This window comes from Bacillus sp. ATD, from assembly GCF_050585765.1.
In the GTDB taxonomy this organism is placed as follows: domain Bacteria; phylum Bacillota; class Bacilli; order Bacillales; family Bacillaceae; genus Bacillus; species Bacillus stercoris.
On record NZ_JBOBQH010000001.1, the window covers coordinates 289,303 to 316,278 of the forward strand.

The following is a 26,976-nucleotide window of genomic DNA, read 5'->3' on the forward strand; positions in this document are numbered from 1 at the left end:
TGTAGAGTGCAAGGAGAAGCGGGATGAAAAGAGACCATATTTCTCAATTGCAGCCATTAAAAATCTGTAATGGCTGGTCTGTAGTACTGAACAATTTATGTTCAGAAAAAAGAATGCAAGAAAAATGTGAATTACTAATACTGCAAAATGAAAAACGTAAGGCCTTTATTAAGGTAAGTTATGAAAATAATCAATACTATATCAAAGTAGCTGGCTTACATACAGATAAGATTTATGAAGATAAGTCTTTTAATGAGATAGAACAATTATTAGTTGAGTTAGAATATCAAATCTGGAATGTGGGAAGCGGGGTTTTAGAAAATTTGCACCCGCTAACCCAACAGATTCCCAATTTCTTAAGGCTAAAGATACCGGCTGGTTGGACCGTTGATTATATTACTTTAAAAGATACTGATCCTAAGACTCTAGAGGCAAATGACGATGCTTGGTTATTTGACTTTAATCAAGATCTCCTACAGATTTCTCATAAGACAAAAAAATTGCTGCTTGACGTAGGGTGGTACCCAGAAGGTGATCAAGCCGGAAGCTACGGGATTGAACTAATAAAAAACGAAGATTGGGAAAATCCTTTAGAGGATATTATGTGTACTGAACTTAAAGAATTAATTAAACAATTGGATTATATTTTTATGAAAGAAATGAAATATGAATATTAATAAAAGCAGGTTGCACTATCTGCTTTCAATTTAACGTAATAGTAAGAACGGAAAAAGACACTGGGGAGAAGTGGTAACGCTACAGTTGTTCTTTAGGTAAGGTGGTATAATAAGTAATGAAATACGGACATTATCATAATCAGGTAAAAGAAGTTATTGACTTTTCCAAAACCTTTAAAGTAGTTACATCAGAAGATATTTCTTATTTTACTAAAATTATTAAAGATAAAGAAAAAGCTAAATACTATGCTTATGAAGCTGAATTTGGTGAAGACGAATATACGTGGAATGATCTAAGAGAAAATGAAATGAGTGAAGTGTGGGACAAATATTACCAACTAATCGATGATCAAAAGCCACAAAATTTAGACATATTACTAGATGTTTTTTCTGTAAACGTCAGAAGCGCTATGACTGAATTAAATACTTTTTTTGAAGAGATCGTAGCAGACCTAAATAATTGTGCCATAAATAGAGCAGTAAACGGGATAACAGACAATTTTTTTGAAAAGCTTTTTAAAATTTATAAAGCGGGTTATTTTCCATGTGGTTGGGATGGAGATTATCCTAATGGGAATTTTATCGCCTTGAAAAAAGGTTATAGGCAATAAAGAAATCAGTCTATCGAAATGCAGGAAGATAGTGAGAAGACTATTTTAAGAGGGGAAAAAAAGTAAAATGGAAATACATCAAATTCACGATTTTCATCTAAAAGATGAATCGGATTTTGTTCAAACACAACAATTCCTTAAAAATCGTATCAACCTATCCCCCACGATCCATCCAGACTCCATTAACACCTGCGCAGGTGTCGATCTCGCCTATTGGGAGCAGAACGGAGAACCATACGGGGTGTGCAGTATTATCGTGGTTGACGCTGATACAAAAGAAGTCATTGAAAAAGTGCATAGCATGGGGAAAATCAGCGTACCGTACGTTTCGGGTTTTCTTGCATTTCGTGAGCTGCCTTTGATCATTGAAGCGGCCAAAAAGCTGGAGACGGAGCCGGATGTCTTCTTGTTTGATGGCAACGGATATCTGCATTACAATCATATGGGCGTTGCCACCCATGCGGCTTTTTTTCTGGATAAGCCGACGATTGGGATTGCGAAAACCTATCTCAAAATCAAAGGCTGTGATTTCGTGATGCCTGAAAATGAAGTAGGCGCATACACCAATATTCTCATTGACAGCGAGGTATATGGCCGGGCGCTGCGGACGCGGCGGGACGTGAAGCCTATTTTCTTGTCTTGCGGTAATTATATTGATTTAGAAAGCAGCTATCAGATCATAATGAGCTTAATCAATCAAGAAAGCAGGCTGCCGATCCCTGTCCGCCTGGCTGACCTTGAAACACATGTCTTGCGAACGTTTTATCAGAAAAATCATGGGTAACACTTGGGGCTCTAAGCCATCAAGTGTTTTTTTGTATGCTGTGTGCTTTCCTGATCTCAAAAACCTTGTCCTTGTGGAAAGATTTTATTTGAATGTTTTCCGCGTCAAATCGATAAAAGCCTTTAATGGCGCAGACATCCACTTGTCCTTATGCCATGCTAATTGAGTGAAAACGGGGCAATCGCTCTGCCAATTGAGTTCTTTCATTCGGCCTGCTGCAATATCATCTTTTACTGTCATTTCAGGCAAGATTCCAATCCCAAGTCCGGCCATTACGCATTGTTTGATGGCTTCTATGCTGACGAATTCCAATTTGTTAGGATAGACACCGGAGTCATGCAAATTGTTCTCAAAGAGCGTGCGGTACGAACAGCCGTCCTCTGTCAGCAGAAGAGTTTCGTTTTGAAGATCCTTCAATGTTACTGGTAAATCCGCAGGAAAAGGATGGTCATTAGCAGCCACCATTTTGATCTCATCCTGAATCAAAGATTCAACGTGCAGTACGTCTTCCGTCCGGTTTACATCCAAGATGAAGGTGATATCAAGCTGGCCCTGTAAGAGCTGTTCTTTCGCTTGTTCATTGGAGATATATGGTTTGAATATGAGCTTTACTTGGGGAAATGCCTGTTTAAATTCTTTTATGATAGGCGGCAGGCGGTATGTGCACTGGCTTTCCGTCGCCCCGATTTTTAGGGTTCCGGTTGTTTCTTTTACTTGATTTGCGGCCATTTTCGCTTCTTCTGTTAACGCAATAATCTTCTGTGCATAAGATTTGAACGTTTTTCCTGCTTCTGTCAAGATAAGCCGCTTGCCGAGCCGTTCAAATAAAGGCGTCCCGATTTCTTCTTCAAGTGATTTGATCTGAGAAGTAACGCTTGATTGTGCATAATTAAGCATTTTGGCGGTTAGGGTGAAGTTTACATGTTCTGCCGCCGTAATAAAGGTGATCAGCTGCTTCAATTCCACTTGTTCTCTTCCTTTCTAAATCGGTTTTAGCGATTGGATTAATCGAAATAATCATCTGTATTGATTGATGAATCCATTATAAAATGAAGAAAATCATTCGTAAACAAAGGAGCAGATGCATCATGAAAATTGCGGTTATTAACGGCGGAACTCGGTCTGGCGGAAATACGGATATTCTTGCGGAGAAGGCTGTTCAAGGATTTGATGCAGAGCACATTCATTTGCGGAAATATCGAATCCAGCCAATTGAAGATCTGCGCCACGACCAAGACGGCTTTCGACCTGTTCAAGATGACTACGATTCTATCATTGAGCGGATATTGCCGTGCGATATTCTTGTATTCGCCACCCCAATTTATTGGTTTGGCATGTCAGGGACATTAAAGCTGTTTATTGATCACTGGTCACAGACGTTGAGAGATCCGAGATTTCCTGATTTTAAACAGCAAATGTCAGCGAAACAGGCATATGTAACAGCAGTGGGCTGAGACAACCCAAAAATAAAAGGGCTGCCGCTGATTCAGCAATTTGAACATATTTTTCATTTTATGGGAATGCCCTTTAAAGGTTATGTGCTGGGAGAAGGCAATCGTCCAGGCGATATTCTTCGTGATCATCAGGCGCTGTCCGTTGCGAGCAGCTTACTGAAAAGAAGCGATGCGATATGAAGTTTTTGCTGTCGGTCATTGCTGGCATGCTGATTCTTGCATTCTTTTTATTTTGGAAGGTCCAGCCTCCTGTTTGGATACATGTTGAAACCGATTCACCCCAGTTGAAGAAATCTGTGAGAATGGCAGGAACCACGCTGCAAGTCAAGCACATCATCAAGAGTGACGCAGGAGAAGAAACAGCTGTCATATCGAACGGCATTTCTGGTCCAAAATAAAAAAGCACCTTTCAGGGTGCTTTTTTCTACAAATGAGGAATTACAAGGCCTCCATATAAAAACGCCGCAATAATCAAAAATGCCGGATGCATTTTGAATTTTGTCATGGCAAGGAGGGAGATCCCCGCAATTACAATAGATTGGATCCATCCGATCGCTTTGATGCCGTCTGCGCCGATTTGCCAGGTAAGAATGAGCATCATGACCGCAATGACAGGCTGAACGGACAGTGTCATGCCTTTGATAACAGGGGATTGACGGAAGCGCTGGATGATGCGCAGCAGGACGATCAATGCGAGCGCCGACGGTACGATGGTTGCGATCAGGGCAATCAGGAAGCCGGGCCAACCGCCTGCGCTGTAGCCGACATACGCGGCGATTTTGGTGGCGATGGGGCCCGGCAATGCGTTCGCAAGTGCGAGCATATTTGAGAATTGATCGTTTGAAAGCCAGCTGTATCTGTTTACGACTTCTTCAAACATTAGCGGGATAGATGCAGGTCCGCCGCCATATCCCAGTAGGTTTGCGATAAAAAACGCCATAAATAAATAGATCGATATCATGAGGCCGACATTCCTTTATCATGTTTATTTGTGACTTTGTCTTTCAGTTTAAAATGAAATGCCCCGTACGCTAAGAAAATGATAATGACAAGGCCGGGATTGATCTGAAACGTTTGCAGGCCGATAAAAGCGATGATAAAAAACAGGATTCCGGTGACCCAGCCGAAACCTTTAAGCGCTTTTTGGCCAAACTCGTACGCCATAATTCCGAGCATTACTGCAATCACCGGCGTGACGGCGCCTATCATGCCGGCAACAACTGCTGAATGGCTTAACACATTTACTGCCGCAAACAAGCCCACCATCGCAAGACATGTAGGCAGAATGTGGGTGAGTGTCGCCACAATGGCACCTAATGTGCCTTTAAGCTTAAAGCCCAGATACGCAGCCATTTTTGTGGCAATCGGCCCGGGAAGCGCATTAGCGATTGCTAATATTTCTCCGAATTCATCATCGTCAATCCATTTATATTTATTGACCGCTTCATGGCGGATCAGCGGAATCACGGAAGGTCCGCCGCCGAATCCTAATATGCCGGTGCGCACCATCGCGGCCGTCATATCCCGATAAGGATGGTTTTTCATTTTGTTTCTCTCCTTTACAGCTTCATTCCCATACGGCTTTTGTATCGTTTGATCAGCATCTGGCAATCAACACTGACGACGCCTCGCAATGGATACAGCCGTTTTGTTAAAAACTCTTCCATTTCTTGATCGTTGGCAAAGATCCCATGCATATGCAGCTTGCTCGGACCTGTCATGTGATAAAGGCTGGTGACCGCAGGCTCTTCCTCAAGCTTAAGAGCGACCTCTTCTAAAAACTGCGGTTCTACCTCGACATTGAAAAACACGGATACATGGATGCCGATTTTAGAGGGATTGATGACCGCGGTGAATTTTTCAATAATGCCGGCTTCAATTAATTGGTTGATACGAGCCTGGACGGCGACCCGGGACAAATCGACTCTTTTGCCAAGATCCGTATAAGAAATTCTTCCTTCTTCATGCAAAATCGTGAGAATTTGTTTATCAGTCTCATCAAGTACAAGGTTGGGGATTTGATATTCATGACTCAATTGCTCCACCTGCTTTCGTAGCCTTTTAGCCATCATTTTATCATAAAAAGTTACGTTTCGAACGAAAAAAATTTTATTTGTTTTCGAAATGAATGGATAAATATCTTATTGTTTGCGAAAGGAAGAAAGTTCGTCAGTTTTTCTGCCGGATCAGTAGATGTGAAAAATCAGGCTCCCTATACTGAAGAAAATCTCTTAAAAAGGGGACTTGTGATGAACAAATCTGTCATCGGTACAAAGCAAATGGTCGTTAGTCCGCATTATCTTGCTTCTCATGCCGGAAACCGCATACTGGACAAGGGAGGTAACGCATTTGACGCCGCCGTTGCGGTGAGTGCTTGCCTGGCGGTTGTGTATCCGCATATGACCGGACTTGGCGGGGATGCCTTTTGGCTGACCTTTCATCAGAAAACAAAATCAGTAAAAGTCTACAATGGCACCGGACGTTCAGGAAAAAACGTAACGAGAGATGTATATAAGGGAAAAAGCGTGATTCCGCTGCGGGGAATTGACAGTGCCATTACTGTGCCCGGGATGGTTGATAGCTGGGATGCGGTACTGAAGGAGTATGGTCGCATGTCTCTTGAGGACGTGTTGGAGCCAGCACACGATTATGCCCAAAATGGGTTTCCTGTATCAGCCGATCAGTGCCGTCACACAGAAACGAATCTTGAACTGCTCGTCTCCACGCCTTACACAGCTGACATTTTTACAAGAAGAGGCAAAGCACCTATTCCGGGAGAGCGGTTTGTGCAAAAAGAGCTTGCAGAGAGCTTGAACATGATTGCCAAAAAAGGAAGAAGCGCATTTTATGAAGGAGATATCGCTCAGCGGATTGTCTCGTATTTACAAAATAACGGCAGTTACATGACACTCGATGATTTTAAAGCGCACCGGGGCGAGTGGACGGAGCCTGTATCAAGTGATTATCGAGGATACAGTGTGTATCAGGCGCCGCCGAATTCTCAGGGATTTACCGGTTTATTAACACTGAACATTTTGGAAAACTATGATTTCACCAAAATCGAACATGGATCTTTTACGTATTATCATGTGCTTGTGGAGGCATTGAAAAAGAGTTTTCTAGATCGGAATGCCGTCCTGACTGATCCGGCGTTTGCAGACATCCCGCTTGAAAGGCTATTGGACAAACGTTATGCAAAACGATTGGCAGAAGAAATCGGCCATCTCGCAGTACCGGCTGAAAGCAGGCCGGTGGGAAGTGATACGGCATATGCGGCCGTAATCGATGCGGATGGCAACGCAGTGTCATTCATTCAAAGCTTGTACTTTGAATTTGGCTCTGCAGTCACTGCCGGTGATACAGGCATTTTGCTGCAAAATCGCGGGTCATTTTTCTCATTGGATGAACATCATGTCAACACACTTGAACCGAAAAAGCGCACCTTCCATACGCTTATGCCGGCTATGGTCTGTAAAGGCGGAAAGCCGAAAATCCTGTACGGCACACAAGGCGGCGAAGGCCAGCCGCAGACCCAGACGGCCATCATTACCCGAATGCTGGATTACGGAATGGATCCACAGCAGGCAATCAGCGAACCGCGCTGGGTATGGGGCAGAACGTGGGGAGAGGAATACGAAGGCCTCAGAGTCGAGGGCAGATTCACAGAGAAAACAATCCAAAAACTGAAAGACAGCGGACATCTCGTGGAGGTTGTCAGTGACTATGATCCGCTGATGGGACATGCGGCAGCTATCAAAGTTGATGAAGAAGGGTTTCTCCAAGGCGGAGCTGATCCCCGGGGAGACGGAGCGGCTGTGGGGGTTTGAGATTAGAAGAAAATACAAATATAAATAAGAATAACTAGAAGTAGGGCGGCACCAAATAAATAGTGTATATATTGTTTTTCTTCCTGCCTATATTTCCATTCCATAAATGTACGCAAACAATTCGACAAGAGTAGAAATAAAATAAGCATCTTCCCGGGAGGAAAGTGAAACAAAGAAAAACCTAATAAAATGAGCAAGATGATGTCCAGCAATCCTTGTGTGCTATTTACAGGTTTATACCACCGAGGTGGTTTAGGGATTCCAAGTTTTTTTCGGGCATAGGTATAAAAAGCAATATTGGTAAATAACATGACCAGTATCACAATCAAAAAATGAGTGCCTTCCATTCTAATCCCCCCTCTTTATCTTTTATACGAAGAAAAAGGAAAAACGTTTCATAAAAGAACACCCGAAACTTTCCCCGGGTGTTCTTTTTTATAGGTAACATTATGTAATCACAAGGTCTTTTTGACTAGTTCCTTCTATTTAAATAGTCCTTCTGTTCAGCTGGGACGAATCAGTGTGAATTCTTCCCCGAGCTTGGCATAATGGTTTCCCGCCAATCGTGAGGCTGGCTTTAATTCATCTGTCAAAATATATCCCTTTTCTGCATCATACACCTTTTCGTCTAGGTGGAAGCAGACAACTCTTCCGATGAGCAGATCTGCTGTAGTGACTCCTTGATCATTGTCAAAGGTAATATGCCGCTCTAATGTGCACTCAAAGCGAACTCGGGCTTCCTGAATGCCGGGAACCGAAACAGCGTTGCTTTCAACAGGGTGAAGCGAGGTGCGCGTAAGCTCGCTTTCATCCGGCCCTAAGTTTGCAGCCGTTTTATTGATATCTTCAATGATGGCTTCATCACTGACATGAACGACAAATTCTCCGTTTTCCACTGCGTTTCGCGCTGTATCTTTTTGGCGTCCTCCCGCCCTGTTCACAGAAATACTGAGGAGCGGAGGATCTGAGCTGACGACGTTATAAAAGCTGAAAGGCGCGGCATTTACCGCTCCTCCTGAAGAAAGTGTTGTCACAAATGCAATGGGGCGGGGAATAACGGTACCTGACAATAGCTTGTATGTGTCTTTGGCACTAAGCTGGTCAGCTTGAAATATGTACATGGCAACAACCGCCTTTATCGTTAGGATATCTTGATTATAACGAAATGGTTTCGAGGAAACCATATGATGCGGGTTGCATATGTTATGTCATGACATATATCTAATACAGGGGAAATGAAAAAATAGGCTTCCGTACCTCAGCCGGCAGCCTATTGAAACAATGGAAACTTAAATTATTTGTATTTCTTTTTGACTACCCAGCAATTGCCGTCTTTCCAGTATTCTTTTTTGCTGTCATAATCATCGTGCTTTTTGCAGTGTTTCTTATGGGAACGGTAAGATTTTTTGTGTGTGCGGCATGACTTCTTATAGCTTCGGGATTTTTTGTAGGAACGGCAAGATTTTTTATAGCTGCGAGATTTTTTATAGCTGCGAGATTTTTTGTGGCTGCGAGATTTTCTGTGAGAACGGTAAGATTTTTTGTGGCTGCGAGATTTTTTGTGAGAACGGTAAGATTTTTTGTAGCTGCGAGACTTTTTGTGAGAACAGTAATATTTTTTGCGGCTGCGAGATTTTTTGTGAGAGCAGTATGATTTTTTGTGGCTGCGAGATTTCTTGTGAGAGCAGTATGATTTTTTATGGCTGCGAGATTTTTTGTGCGACTTTTTATGACTGCGTTTTTTTCCATGAGGCTCTTGGTATAAATAATCCTTTAAACCTTCTTTTTTAGCGGATTTCACCGCTTCTTTGATGTCAGAATGGGAATAGTGGCCCAATTTGAAATCCTCCTTTTTAAAAATATGTTAAGGATGAAGCTCCTTACTACCCTCATAGTACGCGCGGTTTTAAAAAGTGTATAAGTGTTCCGCTGAGATCGCATAAAAATAAACGCCTAAAATTTGTAAGGGGGATTATGGATGAAGAATCAATCCAATTTACCGCTTTATCAGCTGTTTGTTCATCCAAAAGATTTGCGTGAATTAAAAAAGGATATATGGGACGATGATCCGGTGCCGGCTGTGATGAAGGTAAACCAAAAAAGGCTGGATATTGATATTGCGTATCGGGGATCACATATCAGAGACTTCAAAAAGAAGTCATACCATATTTCCTTTTATCAGCCTAAGTTATTCCGCGGCGCACGAGAGATTCACTTAAATGCGGAGTATAAAGATCCTTCTTTGATGAGAAACAAATTGTCTCTGGATTTTTTCTCAGAGCTAGGGACGCTGTCTCCAAAGGCAGAGTTTGTGTTTGTAAAGCTGAATGGGAAGAATGAAGGGGTTTATCTTGAACTAGAATCCGTTGATGAATATTACTTAGCAAAAAGGAAGCTGGCGGACGGTGCGATTTTTTACGCGGTGGATGATGATGCTAACTTTTCTCTGATGAGCGATTTGGAAAGAGAAACGAAGACCTCGCTGGAGCTTGGATATGAAAAGAAGACAGGGACTGAGGAGGATGATTTTTATTTACAGGATATGATTTTTAAAATTAATACGGTCCCTAAAGCTCAGTTTAAATCAGAAGTGACAAAGCATGTGGATGTCGATAAGTATTTGCGATGGCTTGCCGGTATTGTATTCACCTCAAACTATGATGGGTTTGTCCACAACTACGCATTATACAGAAGCGGGGAAACCGGATTATTTGAGGTGATTCCTTGGGATTATGACGCGACCTGGGGCAGGGATATCCATGGAGAGCGGATGGCTGCCGATTATGTAAGGATTCAAGGGTTTAATACACTAACCGCCCGGATATTGGATGAACCCGATTTTCGCAGGTCTTACAAGCGCCTGTTAGAAAAAACGCTCCAATCTCTTTTTACAATAGAATATATGAAACCGAAAATCATGGCGATGTATGAACGGATTAGGCCGTTTGTTCTGATGGACCCGTATAAAAAGAATGATATTGAGCGTTTTGATCGTGAGCCGGATGTGATCTGCGAGTATATTATAAACCGTTCACAATACCTCAATAATCATTTAAGTATTTTATAAATGTGTGAAAATGGGTATTCGCTGAAAAAGCGACAATTAGGCTATTGAATTAGTTCAACAAATAAATGTGACACGTATATATGCAGTATGTTTATCATCTATGTATAAGTGACTAGGAGGAATTTGAATGAGCAAGAGGAGAATGAAATATCATTCAAATAATGAAATATCTTATTATAACTTTTTGCACTCAATGAAAGATAAAATTGTTACTGTATATCGTGGAGGTCCGGAATCTAAAAAAGGAAAATTAGCAGCTGTAAAATCAGATTATATTGCTTTACAAGCTGAAAAGAAAATAATTTATTATCAGTTGGATCATGTGAAAAGCATTACTGAGGATACCAATAATAGCACCACAACAATTGAGACTGAGGAAATGCCCGACGCTGATGATTTTCATAGCTTAATCGGACAATTAATGAACCAATCAGTTCAATTTAATCAAGGGGGTCCGGAATCTAAAAAAGGAAGATTAGTCTGGCTGGGTGATGATTACGCTGCGTTACACACAAATGAGGATGGGGTAGTGTATTTTGCTATCCATCACATCAAAAGCATAAGTAAACATGAGCCCGATTTGAAAACAGAAGAACAGACGCCAGCGGGTGTCCTGGAAGCTGATGAATTAAGCGAGGTTTTTAAGAGCCTAACTCATAAATGGGTTTCCATTAATCGTGGAGGTCCGGAAGCAATTGAGGGTATCCTTGTAGATAATGCTGACGGCCATTATACTTTAGTGAAAAATCAAGAGGTGCTCCGCATCTATCCTTTTCACATAAAAAGCATCAGCTTAGGTCCAAAAGGGTCGCACAAAAAAGAGGATCAAAAGAATGAGCAAAACCAAGAAGACAATCATGATAAAGACAGCAGTTCGTTCATTTCATCAAAATCATCTAAACGATCACTAAAATCTTCAGATTATCAATCATCCAAATCTGGTCGTTCGTCACGTTCAAAAAGTTCATCAAAATCATCTAAACGATCACTAAAATCTTCGGATGATCAATCATCAAAATCTTATCGTTCGTCACGTTCAAAAAGTTCATCAAAATCATCTAAACGATCATCAAAATCTTCAGATTATCAATCATCAAAGTCTTACAGCTCATCAGGTTCAAGAAGTTCATCAAAATCATCTAAACGATCACCAAGATCATCAGATTATTCAAGTTCCTTCAAAAGTTCAGGAAGACAAAAAGAAGATTATAGCTATGAAACGATTGTCAGAACGATAGACTATCACTGGAAACGCAAATTTTAATTGATAACGGGGAGCATCAGATTGAGTGATGCCCTTTTTCAGTTAAAGGAGGAGAATAGTGAAAGGTTTGAATCAATTACTTGACACAGATGTTGAGGTTGTCATTTCAGGAGATACAAGGTTTGTTGGCACCCTCATAGATATCGGACAGGATATTTTTGTTATTTTTGATGGCTGCAATTATCTTTATATTCCATTGCTGCATCTTCATCAAATGAACAAGGCGAAAATAATGACCAGCACTGAGAAATCAATTTTGATCAATCCGGAAGATTCTATGACGGAGGCAGAAACTCAAGCTTTTTCATATAGAAATACATTAAACAAGGTCAAAGGCCAGTTTATTGAAGTTTATGTAACTGGGGGTCGTTCGATACATGGGTATGTTACAAACGTTTTAAACGATTATATTGTATTTTTCTCACCCGTATTTAAAATCCTTTTTATATCTATGCATCATTTAAAGTGGTTTACCCCTTATTCAACTGAACAAACACCGTATACTCTTGATAACTCACAATTGCCTGTCGTGCCTTCCAATGTTCCTCTTGTCCGTAATTTTGAGGAGCAGATCAAAAAATATATTGGTGAATTGGTCATATTCGATATGGGAGAGGTGCCAGAAAAAGTCGGACTATTAAAAGATGTTTCCAATAATATAATTGAGCTGATTAACGCAAGTGGAGAGCCGGTCATTTGGAAGTTGAATCATCTAAAGACAATGCATCTTCCCTAGTGTATGCAAAACTGCCCTCTCGAAAAACAGAAGGCAGTTTTTTGTTTCATCCTGTGCTAAAGAAATAACCAACTGATCCAAACATATAAACATGCCAACGTAAAAAGAACAGTCAGCGGAATGATGATAATGGTCGTTTTGATATATTCGCCCCATGAAATACTTTCATCATGCTGTTTTAGTATATGCATCCAAATAAGCGTTGCTAAGGTTCCTATAGGCAATAATAATGAACCGATATCACTGCCGATAATATTTGCCAAGTAGATGATTTTTGTTGTTGAAGGATTCAGTGGCATTTCAGTTAAGGTAAAAGTACTGATCATTAAAGCTGGATGGTTGTTAAATAGATTAGAAAAGACTGAAGTAGAGATACCCGATGCGAAAGTTGCATGGGCGAGGCTTCCAGAAACCACTGGTTCAAAATAGCTCACAAGCAACTCAGTGAATCCGATATTATGCAGGCCATAAATTAAGACATACATAGTAAAAGCGAATATAAAAATGTGCCAAGGAGATTTGTATAACAAGTCTTTCGGGGAGGTTTTGAAATAAATCCATCTCCAGCCCAAAAGAATAACAGATCCGATGACAGCGACAAGAGGAACAGAAATACCGGTATATGATGCTGCAAATAGACTCATTCTGACGAGAAAAACAAATGCAAGCACAAACAGCATGATTTTTGTTTGATTTCGTTCTCGTAAAGGAGCTGATGGCGAATGAAGGGGATGGTACCTTCTATGCTGCAGAGACTGAAAATGTCCCGGTATATCTGGCAGGCTTTTGGGAAGACGTTTATAAAAGAACATAAACAGTAGACAAGTCATAAAAATGAGTCCCATCATACTAGGGACAAACATCATGGCGGTATGAAGATAAAGATCCATTCCAATGATTTTGAGAGAAATTAAATTCACAATATTACTTACGCCAATCGGTGCGCTAGAGGCTGTGGCTATTAAAACACCGCTTAATAAATATGGGGTTTTTTGATGTTTTTTTAAACCTAAATATTTTAGTACAAGCAAAAGGATTGGGGTTGTAATCAAAACGCTCCCATCATTATTTAGGAAAATGGTCATGAGAAAGCAGAGCAAATTGGTTAGCCAAAAAAGCTTGATGCCAGAACCCCTGGATTGTTGGAGCAGTTTTGCAGCCACCCAATAAAAGAAACCAAAGCTTTCCAGTGCAATGGCCATAATCATAGTGGCAAGGATTGTAACCGATGCACCCGTGACTTTTGTTCCGATTTCCCCTAAGTCTGCCAATGACACACTTCCGCACAATAAAACCATTAAAGCGCCTAATGTTGCGGGGATAGCTTCATTTAGTCCTTTTGGCCTCCAATAAATAAAAATCAGTGTTGCAAAAAAAGCGAGCAATGTTAATATGCTGGTGAACTCAATAATTTACTTCACCTCTCTATCTTTCATTATTAAAATCAGACGATTGTCATGCGCTTACTAATGTCCTTGCCAACTATTTGTACTGTATGTATACGTATACTGATATGAAGTTGTACTAAGCGATTATATTAAATTAATAAAAATTCCATAAGAATCCCAAAAGAAAAAAGAGATTGCAAGTATCGTTCATGTACCTGCATCACTCTCTTTAGTTCTTGTCTGTTGACAATTTGAAATATGAATAAAGTGCTTTAAAAGCGGATTATGATTGTCTTTGCGGTAAGCGATAACCCATTCTGCATTAAGCTGTATTTGGTCCATATTTCGATAAGTAACATCCAGATTAAATAATTTTTTGGCTGAGGAAGGAACAAATGTAATACCAATTCCAGCACTGACTAAACCAATCACCATTTGATATTCTGTAGCTTCCTGGACGATGTTGGGTTTGAAGCCCGCTTGCTCACAGAACTGAATAAAATCCATATATAGAGTAGGCCATGCTTCTTTAGCTACAGTAATAATTGGTTCATCTCTTAAATCCTCAATCGTAATTGATTCCTTAGAAGCCAATGGGTGTTGCTTAGGCAAAGCTAAAACACAAGGGCTGCTTTGGGCGGTTTCGATATGCAAAGCTGTATGCTGTAAGGGAGGATGAAGTATACCAATATCAATGTTGCCCTTTAGTAGCTCCTCCTGCTGCCTAGACGAGGATATTTCACGTAACTCTATTTTTACAGATGGGAATTTTTTGCGATATTCCCGGACAATCGGCGGCAGAAATTCATATGTAGCTGATCCGACAAAACCGATTACGAGATGGCCGTGCTCGCCTCGGGCCGTCCGCCGTGCCAATTCAATTCCTTGTCCGATTTGCATCAATGCCATGCGGCAATGATTTAAAAAGATTTCTCCTGCTGCGGTAAGCTCGACAAATCGTTTTGTCCTTTTCAGAAGCGTCACCCCGACTTCTTCCTCCAACTGTTTGATCTGCTGGCTGAGAGGAGGCTGCGTCATGTTCAGCCGTCGGGCAGCCTTTCCGAAATGAAGCTCTTCGGCTACCGCGATAAAGTATTGAAGATGGCGAAGCTCCATTAAATATGCATTCCTTTCCATAGGTTAATAATTCGTATTACATATTAATCATAAGGCGAATCGATATTGGAGGTCAATTTCCAAAGAGTGTATAGTGAAACGTATCACAAGTCATTTAAAATTTTACGTTAAAATGCATAATAAGGAGTGAGGGTGTTGACAAAAGCAACAAAAGAACAAAAATCCCTTGTGAAAAACAGAGGGGCGGAGCTTGTTGTTGATTGCTTAGTGGAGCAAGGTGTCACACATGTATTTGGCATTCCGGGTGCAAAAATTGATGCGGTATTCGATGCTTTACAAGATAGAGGACCTGAAATTATCGTTGCCCGGCACGAACAAAATGCAGCATTTATGGCGCAAGCAGTCGGCCGTTTAACTGGAAAACCGGGAGTCGTGTTAGTCACATCAGGGCCGGGAGCATCTAACTTGGCAACAGGTTTGCTGACAGCGAACACTGAAGGAGACCCTGTCGTTGCGCTTGCTGGAAACGTGATCCGTTCAGATCGTTTAAAACGGACACATCAATCTTTAGATAATGCGGCGCTATTTCAGCCGATTACAAAATACAGTGTAGAGGTTCAAGATGTAAAAAATATACCGGAAGCTGTTACAAATGCATTTAGGATAGCGTCAGCAGGGCAGGCTGGGGCCGCTTTTGTGAGCTTTCCGCAAGATGTTGTGAATGAAGTCACAAATACGAAAAACGTGCGTGCTGTTGCAGCGCCAAAACTCGGTCCTGCAGCAGATGATGCAATCAGTGCGGCCATCGCAAAAATCCAAACAGCAAAACTTCCTGTCGTTTTAGTCGGCATGAAAGGCGGCAGACCGGAAGCGATTAAAGCGGTTCGCAAGCTTTTGAAAAAGGTTCAGCTTCCATTTGTTGAAACATATCAGGCTGCCGGTACCCTTTCAAGAGATTTAGAGGATCAGTACTTCGGCCGGATCGGTTTATTCCGCAACCAGCCTGGCGATTTGCTGCTTGAGCAGGCGGATGTCGTTCTGACTATCGGCTATGACCCAATTGAATATGATCCGAAATTCTGGAATGTCAATGGAGACCGGACAATTATCCATTTAGACGAGATTATTGCTGACATTGACCATGCTTACCAGCCGGAACTTGAATTGATTGGTGACATTCCGTCCACGATCAATCATATCGAACACGATGCTGTAAAAGTGGACTTTGCAGAACGTGAGCAGAAAATCCTTTCTGATTTAAAACAATATATGCATGAGGGTGAGCAGGTGCCTGCAGATTGGAAATCAGACAGAGTGCATCCTCTTGAAATCGTTAAAGAATTGCGTAATGCAGTCGATGATCATGTTACAGTGACCTGTGACATCGGTTCACACGCGATTTGGATGTCACGTTATTTCCGCAGCTACGAGCCGTTAACATTAATGATCAGTAATGGTATGCAGACACTCGGCGTTGCGCTTCCTTGGGCAATCGGCGCTTCATTGGTGAAACCGGGAGAAAAAGTGGTTTCTGTCTCTGGTGACGGCGGTTTCTTATTCTCAGCAATGGAGTTAGAGACAGCAGTTCGACTAAAAGCACCAATTGTACACATTGTATGGAACGACAGCACATATGACATGGTTGCATTCCAGCAATTGAAAAAATATAACCGTACATCTGCGGTCGATTTCGGAAATATCGATATCGTGAAATATGCGGAAAGCTTCGGGGCAACTGGCTTGCGCGTAGAATCACCAGACCAGCTGGCAGATGTTCTGCGTCAAGGCATGAACGCTGAAGGTCCTGTTATCATTGATGTCCCGGTTGACTATAGTGATAACATTAATTTAGCAAGTGACAAGCTTCCGAAAGAATTCGGGGAACTCATGAAAACGAAAGCTCTCTAGCACTCTGCGCATCACGACACTGTTTTATGAACAGCACTAATTAAAAGGAGTGAAGGGAAATATGAAACGCGAAAGCAACATTCAAGTGCTCCACCGCGGCCAAAAAGATCAGCCTGTGAGCCAGATTTATCAAGTATCAACAATGACTTCTCTTTTAGACGGAGTATATGACGGGGATTTTGAACTGTCAGAGATTCCGAAATATGGGGACTTCGGTATCGGAACCTTTAACAAGCTTGACGGAGAGCTGATTGGGTTTGACGGCGAATTTTACCGTCTCCGCTCAGACGGAACCGCGACACCGGTCCAAAAAGGGGACCGTTCACCGTTCTGTTCATTTACGTTCTTTACACCGGACATGACGCACAAAATTGATGCGAAAATGACACGTGAAGAATTTGAAAAAGAGATCAACAGCATTCTGCCAAGCAAAAACTTATTTTACGCTATCCGCATTGACGGATTGTTTAAAAAGGTGCAGACAAGGACGGTAGAATTGCAAGAAAAACCTTACGTGCCAATGGTTGAAGCGGTCAAAACACAGCCGATCTTCAACTTTGACAACGTGCGAGGAACGATCGTAGGTTTCTTGACGCCAGCTTATGCAAACGGAATCGCCGTTTCTGGCTATCACCTGCACTTCATTGACGAAGGACGCAATTCAGGCGGACACGTTTTTGACTATGTGCTAGAGGATTGCACGGTTACGATTTCTCAAAAAATGAACATGAATCTCAGACTTCCGAACACAGCGGATTTCTTTAATGCGAATCTGGATAACCCTGATTTTGCGAAAGATATCGAAACAACTGAAGGAAGCCCTGAATAAAAGAAAAAAAGAAAGCCCCTTTTTGCAGGGCTTTCTTTTTATTTGGCTCTTTTCCTGATTTTAGATAAAATAACATCAAAACAGTAAGGGTGTGGTCTGATGAAAATATTGGTTTTGGCAGTTCATCCTCATATGGAGACCTCAGTTGTTAATAAGGCGTGGGCTGAAGAATTGAGCAAACATGACAATATCACAGTACGGGATCTTTATAAGGAATACCCGGACGAAGCGATAGATGTTGCGAAGGAACAGCAGTTGTGCGAGCAATACGATCGGATTGTCTTTCAATTCCCGCTATATTGGTACAGCTCTCCGCCGCTCTTGAAAAAATGGCAGGATCTTGTGCTGACTTACGGCTGGGCTTTTGGTTCAGAAGGAAATGCCTTGCATGGCAAGGAGCTGATGCTGGCTGTATCAACAGGGAGCGAAGCGGAAAAATATCAAGCGGGCGGAGCAAATCATTACTCGATCAGTGAGCTATTGAAACCATTTCAGGCCACGAGTAATCTGATCGGTATGAAGTATCTGCCTCCATATGTGTTCTATGGCGTGAATTATGCAACTGCAGAGGATATTTCTCTCAGTGCAAAACGATTAGCCGAATACATCCAGCAGCCTTTTGTTTAAAAGAAAGCCCTGCCCGACATACGGCAGGGCTGTTTGTGATTAAAAATCCGGCAGTTCAGACAGGTTATTTTCCTTCGTGCCGTCCGGTTCACTTCGCAAAATGTCACGCCCGTATTTATGAAAGACATCAACATGAGCGAGCTTTCCTGCTTTTGCTTCTGACAGCGCAGTAGGGTAATCGAGCTCTCTTCCTGTATTGGTTTTCACTGCGATAATATTGTCTTCCTCATTTCTTCTAACCGCAATAATTTCTTCTTTTCCAGATGGAACATTTTCCTGATCGGCAGTTGTTTGCCGGGCTTTATACGATTCGTATGCTGCTTCAAATTGATCCATATTTACACCTCCGCTTTTTAGCGTGAACAAAAATGTCGATGATCATGTAAGGTTTTGACACAGCATACGACAATATTTCCTGAGAAATATCTTGGGAATGTGACAAATCCATTCATAATAAAAGGGATTCCGCACAAATACGGAATCCCTCTCAGTTATTTTGTCATGCGTAAATCCTGTGTTTTCATATAACCTGTCGCACCGCCGTAATCAACGAATACCCAATCAAAATCAAAACCGCCTTTATTCGTTTTACTCCAGCCTAAAAAAGAAACGCTTGTGTTTGCTGGGAGAGTCTTGATGCTCTTTCCGTCAGCGGATGTGTATACTTTCGTTTTTGTTTTGGTTTTTACTGTTGTTGCTGCTTTTACAATGTAATGAGTGGAGACAAAGCCTGTTTTTCCGTTTTTATAATGAACCTTTGCCCAGTCAGCATTTGAGAAGGAAATCAGCTTTAAGCTATCGCCTAAGTGCAGTGTATCGGCTTTCTGGCTTGATGCGGAAGCCTTCGTTCTGACATTTAGAGCCTCTGCTGACACCAAATAAGAATCAATCGGATAACTGTATAAATCGTCAATGCTTACAGTTGTTTCTGGCTGTTGGGCATGGATCGTGTCAGCGCCGCCTGCAGCCGCCGCAGTCATTCCAGCCGCAAGTGCTAAAGTTGAAAATAATTTTATTGGTTTGTTCATGTCGTTCCTCTCCTCACGTAAGAGAAATAATTCACTCTATATCCCTATTCACGTTATCACAGGTTCCTAAACATCAGACAATTATTTTTGTGTTTCTAGTTTGAGAGGCGCGGATATTGTTTTTTGCACTTTTTTTCCGTGCAAAATATCATCTGCTGCTTCTGTAGCCAATTTACCGATTAATTCAGGCTGCTGAGCTACGGTGGCTGATAGCTTTCCGTCTTTAATGGAAGCGAGCGCATCTTTATTGCCGTCAAAACCGATCACCAATATGTCTTTCCCCGAACTGTTAATTGCCTCGAGAGCACCGAGCGCCATTTCATCGTTGTGAGCAAAAACAGCTTGGATATCAGGATGGCCCTGCAGCAGATTTTCCATGACTGTCAGGCCTTTGGTGCGGTCAAAGTCAGCTGATTGTTTTGTGACGACATTGAGCTTTTTGTCTGCGATGTGATGGAATCCTGAGCCGCGTTCCCGTGTGGCAGATGCGCCGGGGACGCCTTCAAGCTCTGCCACCTTTGCTCCTTTTCCAAGTTTGTCGGCAATAAACGCCGCGGCCATTTCACCGCCTTTTACATTATCGGAAGCAACGAGGGTTTCAACTTTTCCTTGTTCGGCAGATCGATCGATTGTTACGACGGGCACACCGACTGCGTTTGCAGATTCTACTGCCGTTGAGATCGCCGAAGAATCAGTCGGGTTGATTAATAATGCATCAACACCTTGCTGAATTAAATCTTCCACGTCACTCGTCTGTTTCGATGAATCATTTTGTGCATCAACAATGATGACTTTCATTCCCCGTTTTTTAGCTTCTTTTTCGATACCCTTTTTTAATGAGACAAAAAAAGGATTATTAAGCGTTGAGACGGACAAGCCAATGGTGAATTCCTTTTTGTTCCCCGAGTTTGACGGCTTTGCCCATTGGGGAGGCTCAAGCGAACAGGCGGTTAACAAAAATAATGATAACGTTAAAATGACGGATACAGCCTTTTTCATGTGAAAACCCTCCTAAGCTGACTTCTTGCGGTCTAATAATACCGCAATTAAGATAACAATCCCTTTGACAACCAGCTGATAAAATGATGAGACGCCAAGCAGATTAAGCCCGTTATTAAGTGTGCCGATGATCAGCACCCCGATTAACGTGCCGACAATGCGTCCTCGGCCGCCAGAAAGACTTGTTCCGCCTAAGACGACTGCCGCGATAGCATCAAGTTCGTACGATTCCCCCGCAGTCGGCTGGGCCGAATGCAGGCGGGAAGTCAATATGGCACCTGCAAGAGCGGATAAAAGCCCGGCTAAAGAATAGATCATCACTTTCACGCGCGTCACTTTGATGCCTGAAATGAGAGCGGCTTTCTCGTTGCCGCCGATTGCGTACGTTCGGCGTCCGAATGGTGTTTTATGAAGAAGCACCCAAAGGATGACAAAGGCAAGAACCATCGTAATGGCCGGTACAGGAATGCCTAAAAAGTAACCGCGTCCGAACATCTGAAAAGCGTAGTTTGTGCCAAGTCCGGTAATTGGATTTCCGTCAGTATACACAAGCGTCAGTCCGCGAAACACAGTCATAGTCGCAAGTGTGGCGATAAAGGGCGCCATTTTTCCTTTTGTGATCAATAATCCGTTGATCATGCCGAGCATGGCACCAATGATACAGCCAAGGATGATCGCGAGAACCGGATCAACACCGGATACAATCATTCCCGCAACTAAAGCGCTGGACAGAGCAAGAATAGCGCCGACAGAAAGGTCAATGCCGCCTGTCAAAATCACAAACGTCATGCCGAACGCGATTAATCCGTTAATGGCGACCTGGCGAAGCAGGTTTAAAATATTCAGCGGTTCAAGAAAGCTGGGATTTAAAATAGATACAATGATTACGAGAATAAATAAACCAAGAAACGGGCCGAGTTTTTGCATGACTCCGTCGAAGTGAATCCGTTTGTGTTCTGTTTGCAGTTGTTCCGTTTTCATATTACCGCCCTCCCGTGGCAAGTGTCATAATTCGTTCTTGTGTTGCTTCTCGCGCATCGATTTCTCCGCTGATTCTGCCTTCATGGATCACGATAATCCGATCGCTCATTCCGAGAATTTCCGGCAGCTCTGATGACACCATGATGATAGCGACGCCGCGTTCGGTCAGCTCATTCATCAGCGTATAAATCTCTCGTTTGGCTCCAACATCCACACCTCTGGTTGGCTCATCCAAGATAAGCACTTTCGGTCCGATGCCGATCCACTTGGCTATCACCACTTTTTGCTGGTTTCCACCTGACAAATGCCGTGCGTGCGTTTCCGGTGATGCTGTTTTGATAGTCAGGCGTTTGATTAACAGATCGACAAATTCAGCCTCCCGCTTGTGATCAATGAGACCCTTTGGTGAAAAGCTGGACAGATTAGGCAGGGCAATATTTTCGCGGATCGAGGTGTCGAGCAGGAGCCCTTCATCCTTGCGGTTCTCTGTAATGAAGCAGAGTCCTTTTTTCACGGCTTCCTGCGGGTTCTTAATAGCCGTTTTTTTCCCTGCGATCCATATCTCGCCCGTGTCCAGCCTGTCAACGCCGAACAGCGCTCTCATCATTTCTGTCCGGCCGGCTCCCATTAATCCTGATACACCGACGATCTCACCGGAACGAACATAAAAGCTGACGTCTTCAAAACGCCCTTTTACGGAGGCATTTTTCACCTCGAATACTTTGTCACCGAGAGAAGGAGTGCGTTTTGGATATCGTTCAGTCAGCTCCCGTCCGACCATTTTTTTGACGACGTCATCAAAATCAGTTTCTGAGATGTTTGTTGTATCCACCGTTTTTCCGTCACGCATGATGGTAATTCTGTCGCAAATCGCAAAAATTTCTTCCATGCGATGAGAAATATAGACAATGGAGACGCCGTTCTTTTTTAATGCTGTAATGACCTCAAAGAGCTTGCTGATTTCTCGTTCGGTCAAAGCAGCGGTCGGCTCATCCATAATGATCACTTCGGCATTTGTCATAAGCGCTTTTGCGATTTCAATCATTTGCTGCTGTCCAACAGAACATTCACCAGCTTCTTGATCGAGAGAAAGAGAGACAGAGAGTTTATCAAATTGCTCTTTTGCTAGCGCTTTCATTTTTCTTGTTTGTAAAATGCCCAGCTTGGAGGATATCTCCTTACCGATAAATAGATTCTCCAGAACAGTCATTTCCGGCCAGATATTCAATTCCTGATGGATAAAGGCTATCCCATGCTGTTCCGCTTCTTTTGGATTGGAAAAATACGTTTCGTTTCCATTTATGCTGATTTGACCTTGATCCGATTTGTGCAGGCCTGTCAGAATGTTCATAAGCGTGGACTTGCCAGCGCCGTTTTCTCCCATTAACGCGTGAACCTCGCCAGGTAAGAGCTGAAAGGAAACGCCTGATAGCACCTGGTTTTTTCCAAATGCTTTATGAATGTCTTTCATTTCAATCTGCATGTTTTCTCCTCCTTTCTAGAAAAGCACACCCGCCTGCAGGATGCAGTTGGCATATGGTGTGAATTCACCCGTTCTAATGATGGCTTTTGCTTCTTTTGTCAGCAGCTTAAACTCCTCGTGAGAAAGGTATTCAATCTTTTGTTTAGAGAAAAGATTTTCTAGAAATCTCGCATTCTCCTGATTAGATGCTTTTATTTCAGCTGCAGCAATGACTTTTTCGACGACCATCTCGTCAGCGAGCACTGCCGCTGTATCTTGGAAAGCCGGGAGACCCGGCTTCAATGAAAGATCAATTTTCAAAACGCCGTCAGGGACCGGCAATCCGGCATCCGCGATGACAATTTTATCAGTGTGGCCAAGGTCAGCTAAAAGCTTGGCAAGATGGCTGTTCAGTATACCGTGTTTTTTCATGACAGCAGCTCCTCTACTTCATTTCTTGTCGGCATTCCGCCTTGGGCACCGAAGGAACAGACAGAAAGGGAAGCGGCACGATTGGCAAACCGCAATGCAGCTTCAATGTCTTTTCCTTCAGCCAGAGCCACGGCAAACGCTGCGTTAAACGTATCACCGGCTCCGGTTGTATCAACGGGCTCAACAGGGAAGGACGGGATGAGCACCTCTTTGCTGCCAGCTGAATAGCGGACGCCTTGTTTTCCTTCCGTAATAAAGAGCTTTGCCGGATAAAGCGCCAGAGCTTCAGAAATGGTAAGCTCAGGGAATAAGAGCGAAGCCTCGTGTTCATTCGGCGTGAGATAGGTGGCGTGATCAATTGTTTCCTGCTTCAGCGGGCGGGCCGGTGCCGGGTTTAGCATGATCGGGATATCGTGGGAATGGCAGTATTTGCATACCTCATCAACCGTTTCCTCTGGAATTTCCTGCTGAATCAGAACCATATCGACCTTTTCAATCTGTTCAAGCGCATGTATCGCATACGCTGGAGTGATGTCATCGTTCGCGCCTTTGACAACGACAATGCTGTTATCACCTTCAGCAAGCACAATGTGGGCGGTTCCGCTTACTTTGTGTGTAACCGGTTCCATATAGTCAATGCAAACACCGTTTGCTTTTAAGTTATTCAAAATAGCTGTTCCATAATGATCGTCTCCAACCTTCCCGACCATAAATACTTGAGCCCCAAGTCTTGCTGCGGCAACCGCCTGATTTGCTCCTTTGCCGCCCGGCACAGTTTGAAACGACGTGCCAAGAACCGTTTCACCGGCTTTTGGGCGTTTGTCCGAGGTGACCACTAAATCCATAGAACAACTTCCAATCACACAAATATTACGCATCATCATCTTCCTTTCTTGTCGTCTTTCTTCCTATATAGATGACAGGCATTTGAATTGCCGTTTCTGCCAGCGGCTGTTTTTTGATGATACGCAAAAGCAGTCTGGCTGCTTCTTTTCCCATATCATATGATGGCTGTTTAATTGTAGACAGTGGCGGGAACAGCAGCTCGCTTTGCGGAATGTCATCATAGCCGATAATTTGAATGTCCTCCGGCACGTTTTTTCCGCGCCGCAATGCTTCATGTAAAACTGCAGCGGCTTGAATATCGTTACTCGCGATCACACCGTCTGTCGCTGGATAAGCGGCAAACAGCTTCTTCGCCATTGATTGTGCATCTTTAATAGAAAATGAAGCAGTTTCAATCACCTGAAAATCAACTTCAGCCTGCTGTAAAATTTCCAAAGCGCCGTTAAAGCGGTCTTGAGCGGTCGGCAGGTGAGCGGGGCCTCTCAAGAGCGTAATGCGCCGGCTTTTTCCGTGAATAATAGCTTCGGCGGCTAACTTTCCTCCTGTATAGCCATCACTGGACACAGAAGGGGCCCCTTCAAGTGTTCTGTCCAGAAAAACGACCGGATAATTCATGCCGCTGTATTCTTCAAGATCCGGGTAATTTGTTGCGGCAATAATGCCTGCGACATGATTTTGCTTAAAGGTTTGAAGGTATTCAAGTTCTTTTTTCAATTCCTCGTCACTGTTGCCGAAAATAAGGCGATAGCCCTCCTGGTTCAATTCATCCTCCGCACCGCGGGCAAGCTGGGGGAAGAAAGGGTTTGTGATATCCGGAAGCAAAAGTCCGATCAGCCGGGATTCTCTTTTATATAGAGATCTGGCGACTTCATTCGGGTAATAGTTCAGCTTCTCCATCGCCGCTATGACACGGGTTCGCGTTTCTTCGTGTACATAGCCGTTATCATTCAGGACGCGGGAAACCGTCGCAACTGAAACGCCCGCCGCTCCGGCGACATCTTTAATTGTAGCCAAAACAGCTCCTCCTCGTTTATGTAACCGTTTACATAGATAGATTATCATGGGTGATCCGAAGTTGGCAATAAAAATATCAAAAGAAATCTATTTGTAAATTGTATATATAATTGAAAAATTTAAGGTTTTCACTCTTTTTTTGACAAAGTCTTCACAAATATGGATGAAGATTTCTTGAACAAATATTAAGTTTTATTAAAATTGTTTCAATGTCATGAGTTTAGACCTGTAAATGAAAAGAAACAGGAAAGACTATCAGCCCAGAAAATGTTTAATTATGTTAGAGAATTCGGACTCGTAAATTTAGCGTTTTCATCTTGGAACTCCTTAGTCATTTTGGAATGGGCCTCATATTGCTTATTCCATGCAGAAAGGATGACATTATGACCTTATCCTTAAGAAACAGGATCAAACTATTTTGTGTTCATAAGAACCGGAAACATGCATGAGAGCGGGAGAAGTTTGATAATACAGGCTGAAAAAAAGATTGATTTGAAATGCATATTAAATTTAAACAGCAGGGTGTGACTATACGTACAGAAGGATATCAGAAGCAAAATGAAAGCGCATTCCTTTTGATTTTTTAAAAAAGAGATAAGGTGTAAGTCCTGCTGTTTACCAAAAATAGAAAACAGTTTGTAGGTATAAAATCTCTTTCAAAAGAGAATTTTGGCATAGTCGATGAGGGGAGATTATGTTACATAATGCCGATTGAGAATTCATAGTGATTCTATATACTGATGAATGAATTTACAACAATATAGAAGGAGATGTCGAAAAGCAATGTGGTTACTCATTATAGCCTGTGCTGTCATACTGGTCATCGGAATATTAGAAAAACGACGACATCAGAAAAACATTGATGCCCTCCCTGTTCGGGTGAATATTAACGGCATCCGAGGAAAATCGACTGTGACAAGGCTGACAACCGGAATATTAATAGAAGCCGGTTACAAGACTGTTGGAAAAACAACAGGTACAGATGCAAGAATGATTTACTGGGACACACCGGAGGAAAAGCCGATTAAACGGAAACCACAGGGGCCGAATATCGGAGAGCAAAAAGAAGTCATGAGAGAAACTGTAGAAAGAGGGGCTAACGCGATTGTCAGTGAGTGCATGGCTGTTAACCCGGATTATCAAATCATCTTTCAGGAAGAACTTCTGCAGGCCAATATCGGCGTCATTGTTAACGTTTTAGAGGATCATATGGATGTCATGGGGCCGACGCTGGATGAAATTGCGGAAGCGTTTACCGCTACTATTCCTTATAATGGCCATCTTGTCATTACAGATAGTGAATATACCGAGTTCTTTAAACAAAAAGCAAAAGAACGAAACACAAAAGTCATCATTGCTGATAACTCAAAAATTACAGATGAGTATTTACGTAAATTTGAATACATGGTATTCCCTGATAACGCTTCTCTGGCGCTGGGTGTGGCTCAAGCACTCGGCATTGACGAAGAAACAGCATTTAAGGGAATGCTGAATGCGCCGCCAGATCCGGGAGCAATGAGAATTCTTCCGCTGATCAGTCCGAGCGAGCCTGGGCACTTTGTTAATGGGTTTGCCGCAAACGACGCTTCTTCTACTTTGAATATATGGAAACGTGTAAAAGAAATCGGTTACCCGACCGATGATCCGATCATCATCATGAACTGCCGCGCAGACCGTGTCGATCGGACACAGCAATTCGCAAATGACGTATTGCCTTATATTGAAGCAAGTGAACTGATCTTAATCGGTGAAACAACAGAACCGATCGTAAAAGCCTATGAAGAAGGCAAAATTCCTGCAGACAAACTGCATGATCTAGAGTATAAGTCAACAGATGAAATTATGGAATTGTTAAAGAAAAGAATGCACAATCGTGTCATATATGGCGTCGGCAATATTCATGGTGCCGCAGAGCCTTTAATTGAAAAAATCCACGAATACAAGGTTAAGCAGCTCGTAAGCTAG

General features: G+C 42.6%; 29 protein-coding genes and 1 pseudogene. 13 read left to right on the forward strand and 17 right to left on the reverse strand.

From position 1 onward, the window contains the following. The first annotated feature begins 23 nt into the window (after positions 1–23). The 3 genes from ACQXR1_RS01480 to ACQXR1_RS01490 all read left to right on the forward strand — a co-directional run bounded on the left by ACQXR1_RS01480 (position 24) and on the right by ACQXR1_RS01490 (position 2,072). Entirely contained in the window at positions 24–677 is a 654-nt protein-coding gene (locus tag ACQXR1_RS01480) for a hypothetical protein (RefSeq protein ID WP_430771600.1), read from the forward strand. A 116-nt stretch (positions 678–793) separates the two neighbouring features. Continuing rightward, complete coding sequence (locus ACQXR1_RS01485; RefSeq protein WP_134975021.1) at positions 794–1,288, forward strand: hypothetical protein; 495 nt, start codon at positions 794–796, stop codon at positions 1,286–1,288. Between the two features lie 67 nt (positions 1,289–1,355). Then, a complete protein-coding gene (locus ACQXR1_RS01490; protein WP_326274627.1) occupies positions 1,356–2,072 on the forward strand; it encodes an endonuclease V in 717 nt (238 codons plus the stop codon). 84 nt (positions 2,073–2,156) lie between these two features. Here the strand turns inward: ACQXR1_RS01490 and ACQXR1_RS01495 are convergent, their stop codons facing one another. After that, a complete protein-coding gene (locus ACQXR1_RS01495; protein ID WP_326274628.1) occupies positions 2,157–3,038 on the reverse strand; it encodes a LysR family transcriptional regulator in 882 nt (293 codons plus the stop codon). Between the two features lie 122 nt (positions 3,039–3,160). On the opposite strand from ACQXR1_RS01495, the pseudogene ACQXR1_RS01500 reads away from it, so the two are divergent. Together ACQXR1_RS01500 and ACQXR1_RS01505 are read left to right on the forward strand one after the other, a co-directional pair. Beyond that, positions 3,161–3,706: pseudogene (locus tag ACQXR1_RS01500) on the forward strand (flavodoxin family protein). Then, complete coding sequence (locus tag ACQXR1_RS01505; RefSeq protein WP_014665635.1) at positions 3,703–3,924, forward strand: hypothetical protein; 222 nt, start codon at positions 3,703–3,705, stop codon at positions 3,922–3,924. The pseudogene ACQXR1_RS01500 and the gene ACQXR1_RS01505 overlap by 4 nt, the downstream one beginning before the upstream one ends. A gap of 26 nt (positions 3,925–3,950) precedes the next feature. Here the strand turns inward: ACQXR1_RS01505 and chrA are convergent, their stop codons facing one another. The 3 genes from chrA to chrS are packed head-to-tail and all read right to left on the reverse strand — an operon-like array spanning position 3,951 to position 5,562. Next, positions 3,951–4,487 (reverse strand): chromate resistance efflux protein ChrA, encoded by a 537-nt coding sequence (gene chrA, locus ACQXR1_RS01510; RefSeq protein ID WP_147772623.1) that lies wholly within the window; start codon positions 4,485–4,487, stop codon positions 3,951–3,953. Next, positions 4,484–5,071 carry a chromate efflux transporter subunit ChrB gene (chrB, locus tag ACQXR1_RS01515; protein ID WP_040081602.1) on the reverse strand — a complete coding sequence of 196 codons (588 nt, stop codon included), beginning with the start codon at positions 5,069–5,071 and terminating at the stop codon, positions 4,484–4,486. Before chrB ends, chrA begins: the two co-directional genes overlap by 4 nt. 14 nt (positions 5,072–5,085) lie before the next feature. Further along, positions 5,086–5,562, reverse strand: coding sequence for a chromate efflux transcriptional regulator ChrS (gene chrS, locus ACQXR1_RS01520; protein ID WP_326274630.1), 477 nt, complete (start codon positions 5,560–5,562; stop codon positions 5,086–5,088). Between the two features lie 213 nt (positions 5,563–5,775). On the opposite strand from chrS, the gene ggt reads away from it, so the two are divergent. Further along, positions 5,776–7,353 carry a gamma-glutamyltransferase gene (gene ggt, locus ACQXR1_RS01525; RefSeq protein ID WP_326274631.1) on the forward strand — a complete coding sequence of 526 codons (1,578 nt, stop codon included), beginning with the start codon at positions 5,776–5,778 and terminating at the stop codon, positions 7,351–7,353. Between the two features lie 2 nt (positions 7,354–7,355). Here the strand turns inward: ggt and ACQXR1_RS01530 are convergent, their stop codons facing one another. The 3 genes from ACQXR1_RS01530 to cotG all read right to left on the reverse strand — a co-directional run bounded on the left by ACQXR1_RS01530 (position 7,356) and on the right by cotG (position 9,190). Then, positions 7,356–7,700 carry a DUF4181 domain-containing protein gene (locus ACQXR1_RS01530; protein ID WP_326274632.1) on the reverse strand — a complete coding sequence of 115 codons (345 nt, stop codon included), beginning with the start codon at positions 7,698–7,700 and terminating at the stop codon, positions 7,356–7,358. A gap of 156 nt (positions 7,701–7,856) precedes the next feature. Next, on the reverse strand, positions 7,857–8,474 hold the full coding sequence (locus tag ACQXR1_RS01535) for a flavin reductase family protein (RefSeq protein ID WP_326274633.1): 618 nt from the start codon (positions 8,472–8,474) through the stop codon (positions 7,857–7,859). A 173-nt stretch (positions 8,475–8,647) separates the two neighbouring features. Then, a complete protein-coding gene (gene cotG, locus ACQXR1_RS01540; protein ID WP_430771602.1) occupies positions 8,648–9,190 on the reverse strand; it encodes a spore coat protein CotG in 543 nt (180 codons plus the stop codon). Positions 9,191–9,331: 141 nt separating this feature from the next. Here cotG and cotH point away from each other — a divergent pair, with 141 nt between their 5' ends. From cotH to ACQXR1_RS01555, 3 genes are all read left to right on the forward strand, one after another. Beyond that, positions 9,332–10,420 carry a spore coat protein CotH gene (cotH, locus tag ACQXR1_RS01545; protein ID WP_069150451.1) on the forward strand — a complete coding sequence of 363 codons (1,089 nt, stop codon included), beginning with the start codon at positions 9,332–9,334 and terminating at the stop codon, positions 10,418–10,420. Positions 10,421–10,547: 127 nt separating this feature from the next. Then, a complete protein-coding gene (locus ACQXR1_RS01550) occupies positions 10,548–11,684 on the forward strand; it encodes a spore coat protein CotH (protein ID WP_103031128.1) in 1,137 nt (378 codons plus the stop codon). A gap of 58 nt (positions 11,685–11,742) precedes the next feature. Then, positions 11,743–12,420 carry a DUF2642 domain-containing protein gene (locus ACQXR1_RS01555; protein WP_071581654.1) on the forward strand — a complete coding sequence of 226 codons (678 nt, stop codon included), beginning with the start codon at positions 11,743–11,745 and terminating at the stop codon, positions 12,418–12,420. A 56-nt stretch (positions 12,421–12,476) separates the two neighbouring features. Here ACQXR1_RS01555 and ACQXR1_RS01560 read toward each other — a convergent pair whose 3' ends face one another. Beyond that, positions 12,477–13,805: an arsenic transporter gene (locus ACQXR1_RS01560; protein ID WP_103749284.1), complete on the reverse strand. Its 1,329-nt coding sequence runs from the start codon at positions 13,803–13,805 to the stop codon at positions 12,477–12,479. 210 nt (positions 13,806–14,015) lie between these two features. Continuing rightward, on the reverse strand, positions 14,016–14,924 hold the full coding sequence (gene alsR / locus ACQXR1_RS01565) for an acetoin biosynthesis transcriptional regulator AlsR (RefSeq protein ID WP_306289417.1): 909 nt from the start codon (positions 14,922–14,924) through the stop codon (positions 14,016–14,018). A gap of 156 nt (positions 14,925–15,080) precedes the next feature. On the opposite strand from alsR, the gene alsS reads away from it, so the two are divergent. The 3 genes from alsS (at position 15,081) to ACQXR1_RS01580 (ending at position 18,249) form a co-directional block, all read left to right on the forward strand. Then, complete coding sequence (gene alsS / locus ACQXR1_RS01570; protein ID WP_069838578.1) at positions 15,081–16,793, forward strand: acetolactate synthase AlsS; 1,713 nt, start codon at positions 15,081–15,083, stop codon at positions 16,791–16,793. 61 nt (positions 16,794–16,854) lie between these two features. Next, positions 16,855–17,622, forward strand: a complete 768-nt coding sequence (gene budA / locus ACQXR1_RS01575; RefSeq protein WP_014665621.1) for an acetolactate decarboxylase — start codon at positions 16,855–16,857, stop codon at positions 17,620–17,622. Positions 17,623–17,721: 99 nt separating this feature from the next. Then, positions 17,722–18,249 carry an NAD(P)H-dependent oxidoreductase gene (locus ACQXR1_RS01580; RefSeq protein WP_069838579.1) on the forward strand — a complete coding sequence of 176 codons (528 nt, stop codon included), beginning with the start codon at positions 17,722–17,724 and terminating at the stop codon, positions 18,247–18,249. Positions 18,250–18,288: 39 nt separating this feature from the next. Here the strand turns inward: ACQXR1_RS01580 and ACQXR1_RS01585 are convergent, their stop codons facing one another. From ACQXR1_RS01585 to ACQXR1_RS01620, 8 genes are all read right to left on the reverse strand, one after another. After that, complete coding sequence (locus tag ACQXR1_RS01585; protein ID WP_014665619.1) at positions 18,289–18,585, reverse strand: DUF3892 domain-containing protein; 297 nt, start codon at positions 18,583–18,585, stop codon at positions 18,289–18,291. Between the two features lie 155 nt (positions 18,586–18,740). Then, a complete protein-coding gene (locus ACQXR1_RS01590) occupies positions 18,741–19,277 on the reverse strand; it encodes an SH3 domain-containing protein (protein WP_151257592.1) in 537 nt (178 codons plus the stop codon). A gap of 81 nt (positions 19,278–19,358) precedes the next feature. Then, entirely contained in the window at positions 19,359–20,276 is a 918-nt protein-coding gene (rbsB, locus tag ACQXR1_RS01595; RefSeq protein WP_430771604.1) for a ribose ABC transporter substrate-binding protein RbsB, read from the reverse strand. A gap of 12 nt (positions 20,277–20,288) precedes the next feature. Further along, positions 20,289–21,257 (reverse strand): ribose ABC transporter permease RbsC, encoded by a 969-nt coding sequence (gene rbsC, locus ACQXR1_RS01600; protein WP_014665615.1) that lies wholly within the window; start codon positions 21,255–21,257, stop codon positions 20,289–20,291. 1 nt (position 21,258) lies between these two features. After that, positions 21,259–22,740, reverse strand: coding sequence for a ribose ABC transporter ATP-binding protein RbsA (gene rbsA, locus ACQXR1_RS01605; RefSeq protein WP_168781609.1), 1,482 nt, complete (start codon positions 22,738–22,740; stop codon positions 21,259–21,261). Between the two features lie 15 nt (positions 22,741–22,755). Then, on the reverse strand, positions 22,756–23,151 hold the full coding sequence (rbsD, locus tag ACQXR1_RS01610; protein WP_071581663.1) for a D-ribose pyranase: 396 nt from the start codon (positions 23,149–23,151) through the stop codon (positions 22,756–22,758). Next, positions 23,148–24,029: a ribokinase gene (gene rbsK, locus ACQXR1_RS01615; protein ID WP_430771606.1), complete on the reverse strand. Its 882-nt coding sequence runs from the start codon at positions 24,027–24,029 to the stop codon at positions 23,148–23,150. The genes rbsD and rbsK overlap by 4 nt, the downstream gene beginning before the upstream one ends. After that, positions 24,022–25,011, reverse strand: coding sequence for a LacI family DNA-binding transcriptional regulator (locus tag ACQXR1_RS01620; protein WP_430771608.1), 990 nt, complete (start codon positions 25,009–25,011; stop codon positions 24,022–24,024). Before ACQXR1_RS01620 ends, rbsK begins: the two co-directional genes overlap by 8 nt. 783 nt (positions 25,012–25,794) lie before the next feature. Between ACQXR1_RS01620 and pgsB the strand changes: the two genes are divergently transcribed. Next, complete coding sequence (pgsB, locus tag ACQXR1_RS01625; protein WP_003227883.1) at positions 25,795–26,976, forward strand: poly-gamma-glutamate synthase PgsB; 1,182 nt, start codon at positions 25,795–25,797, stop codon at positions 26,974–26,976.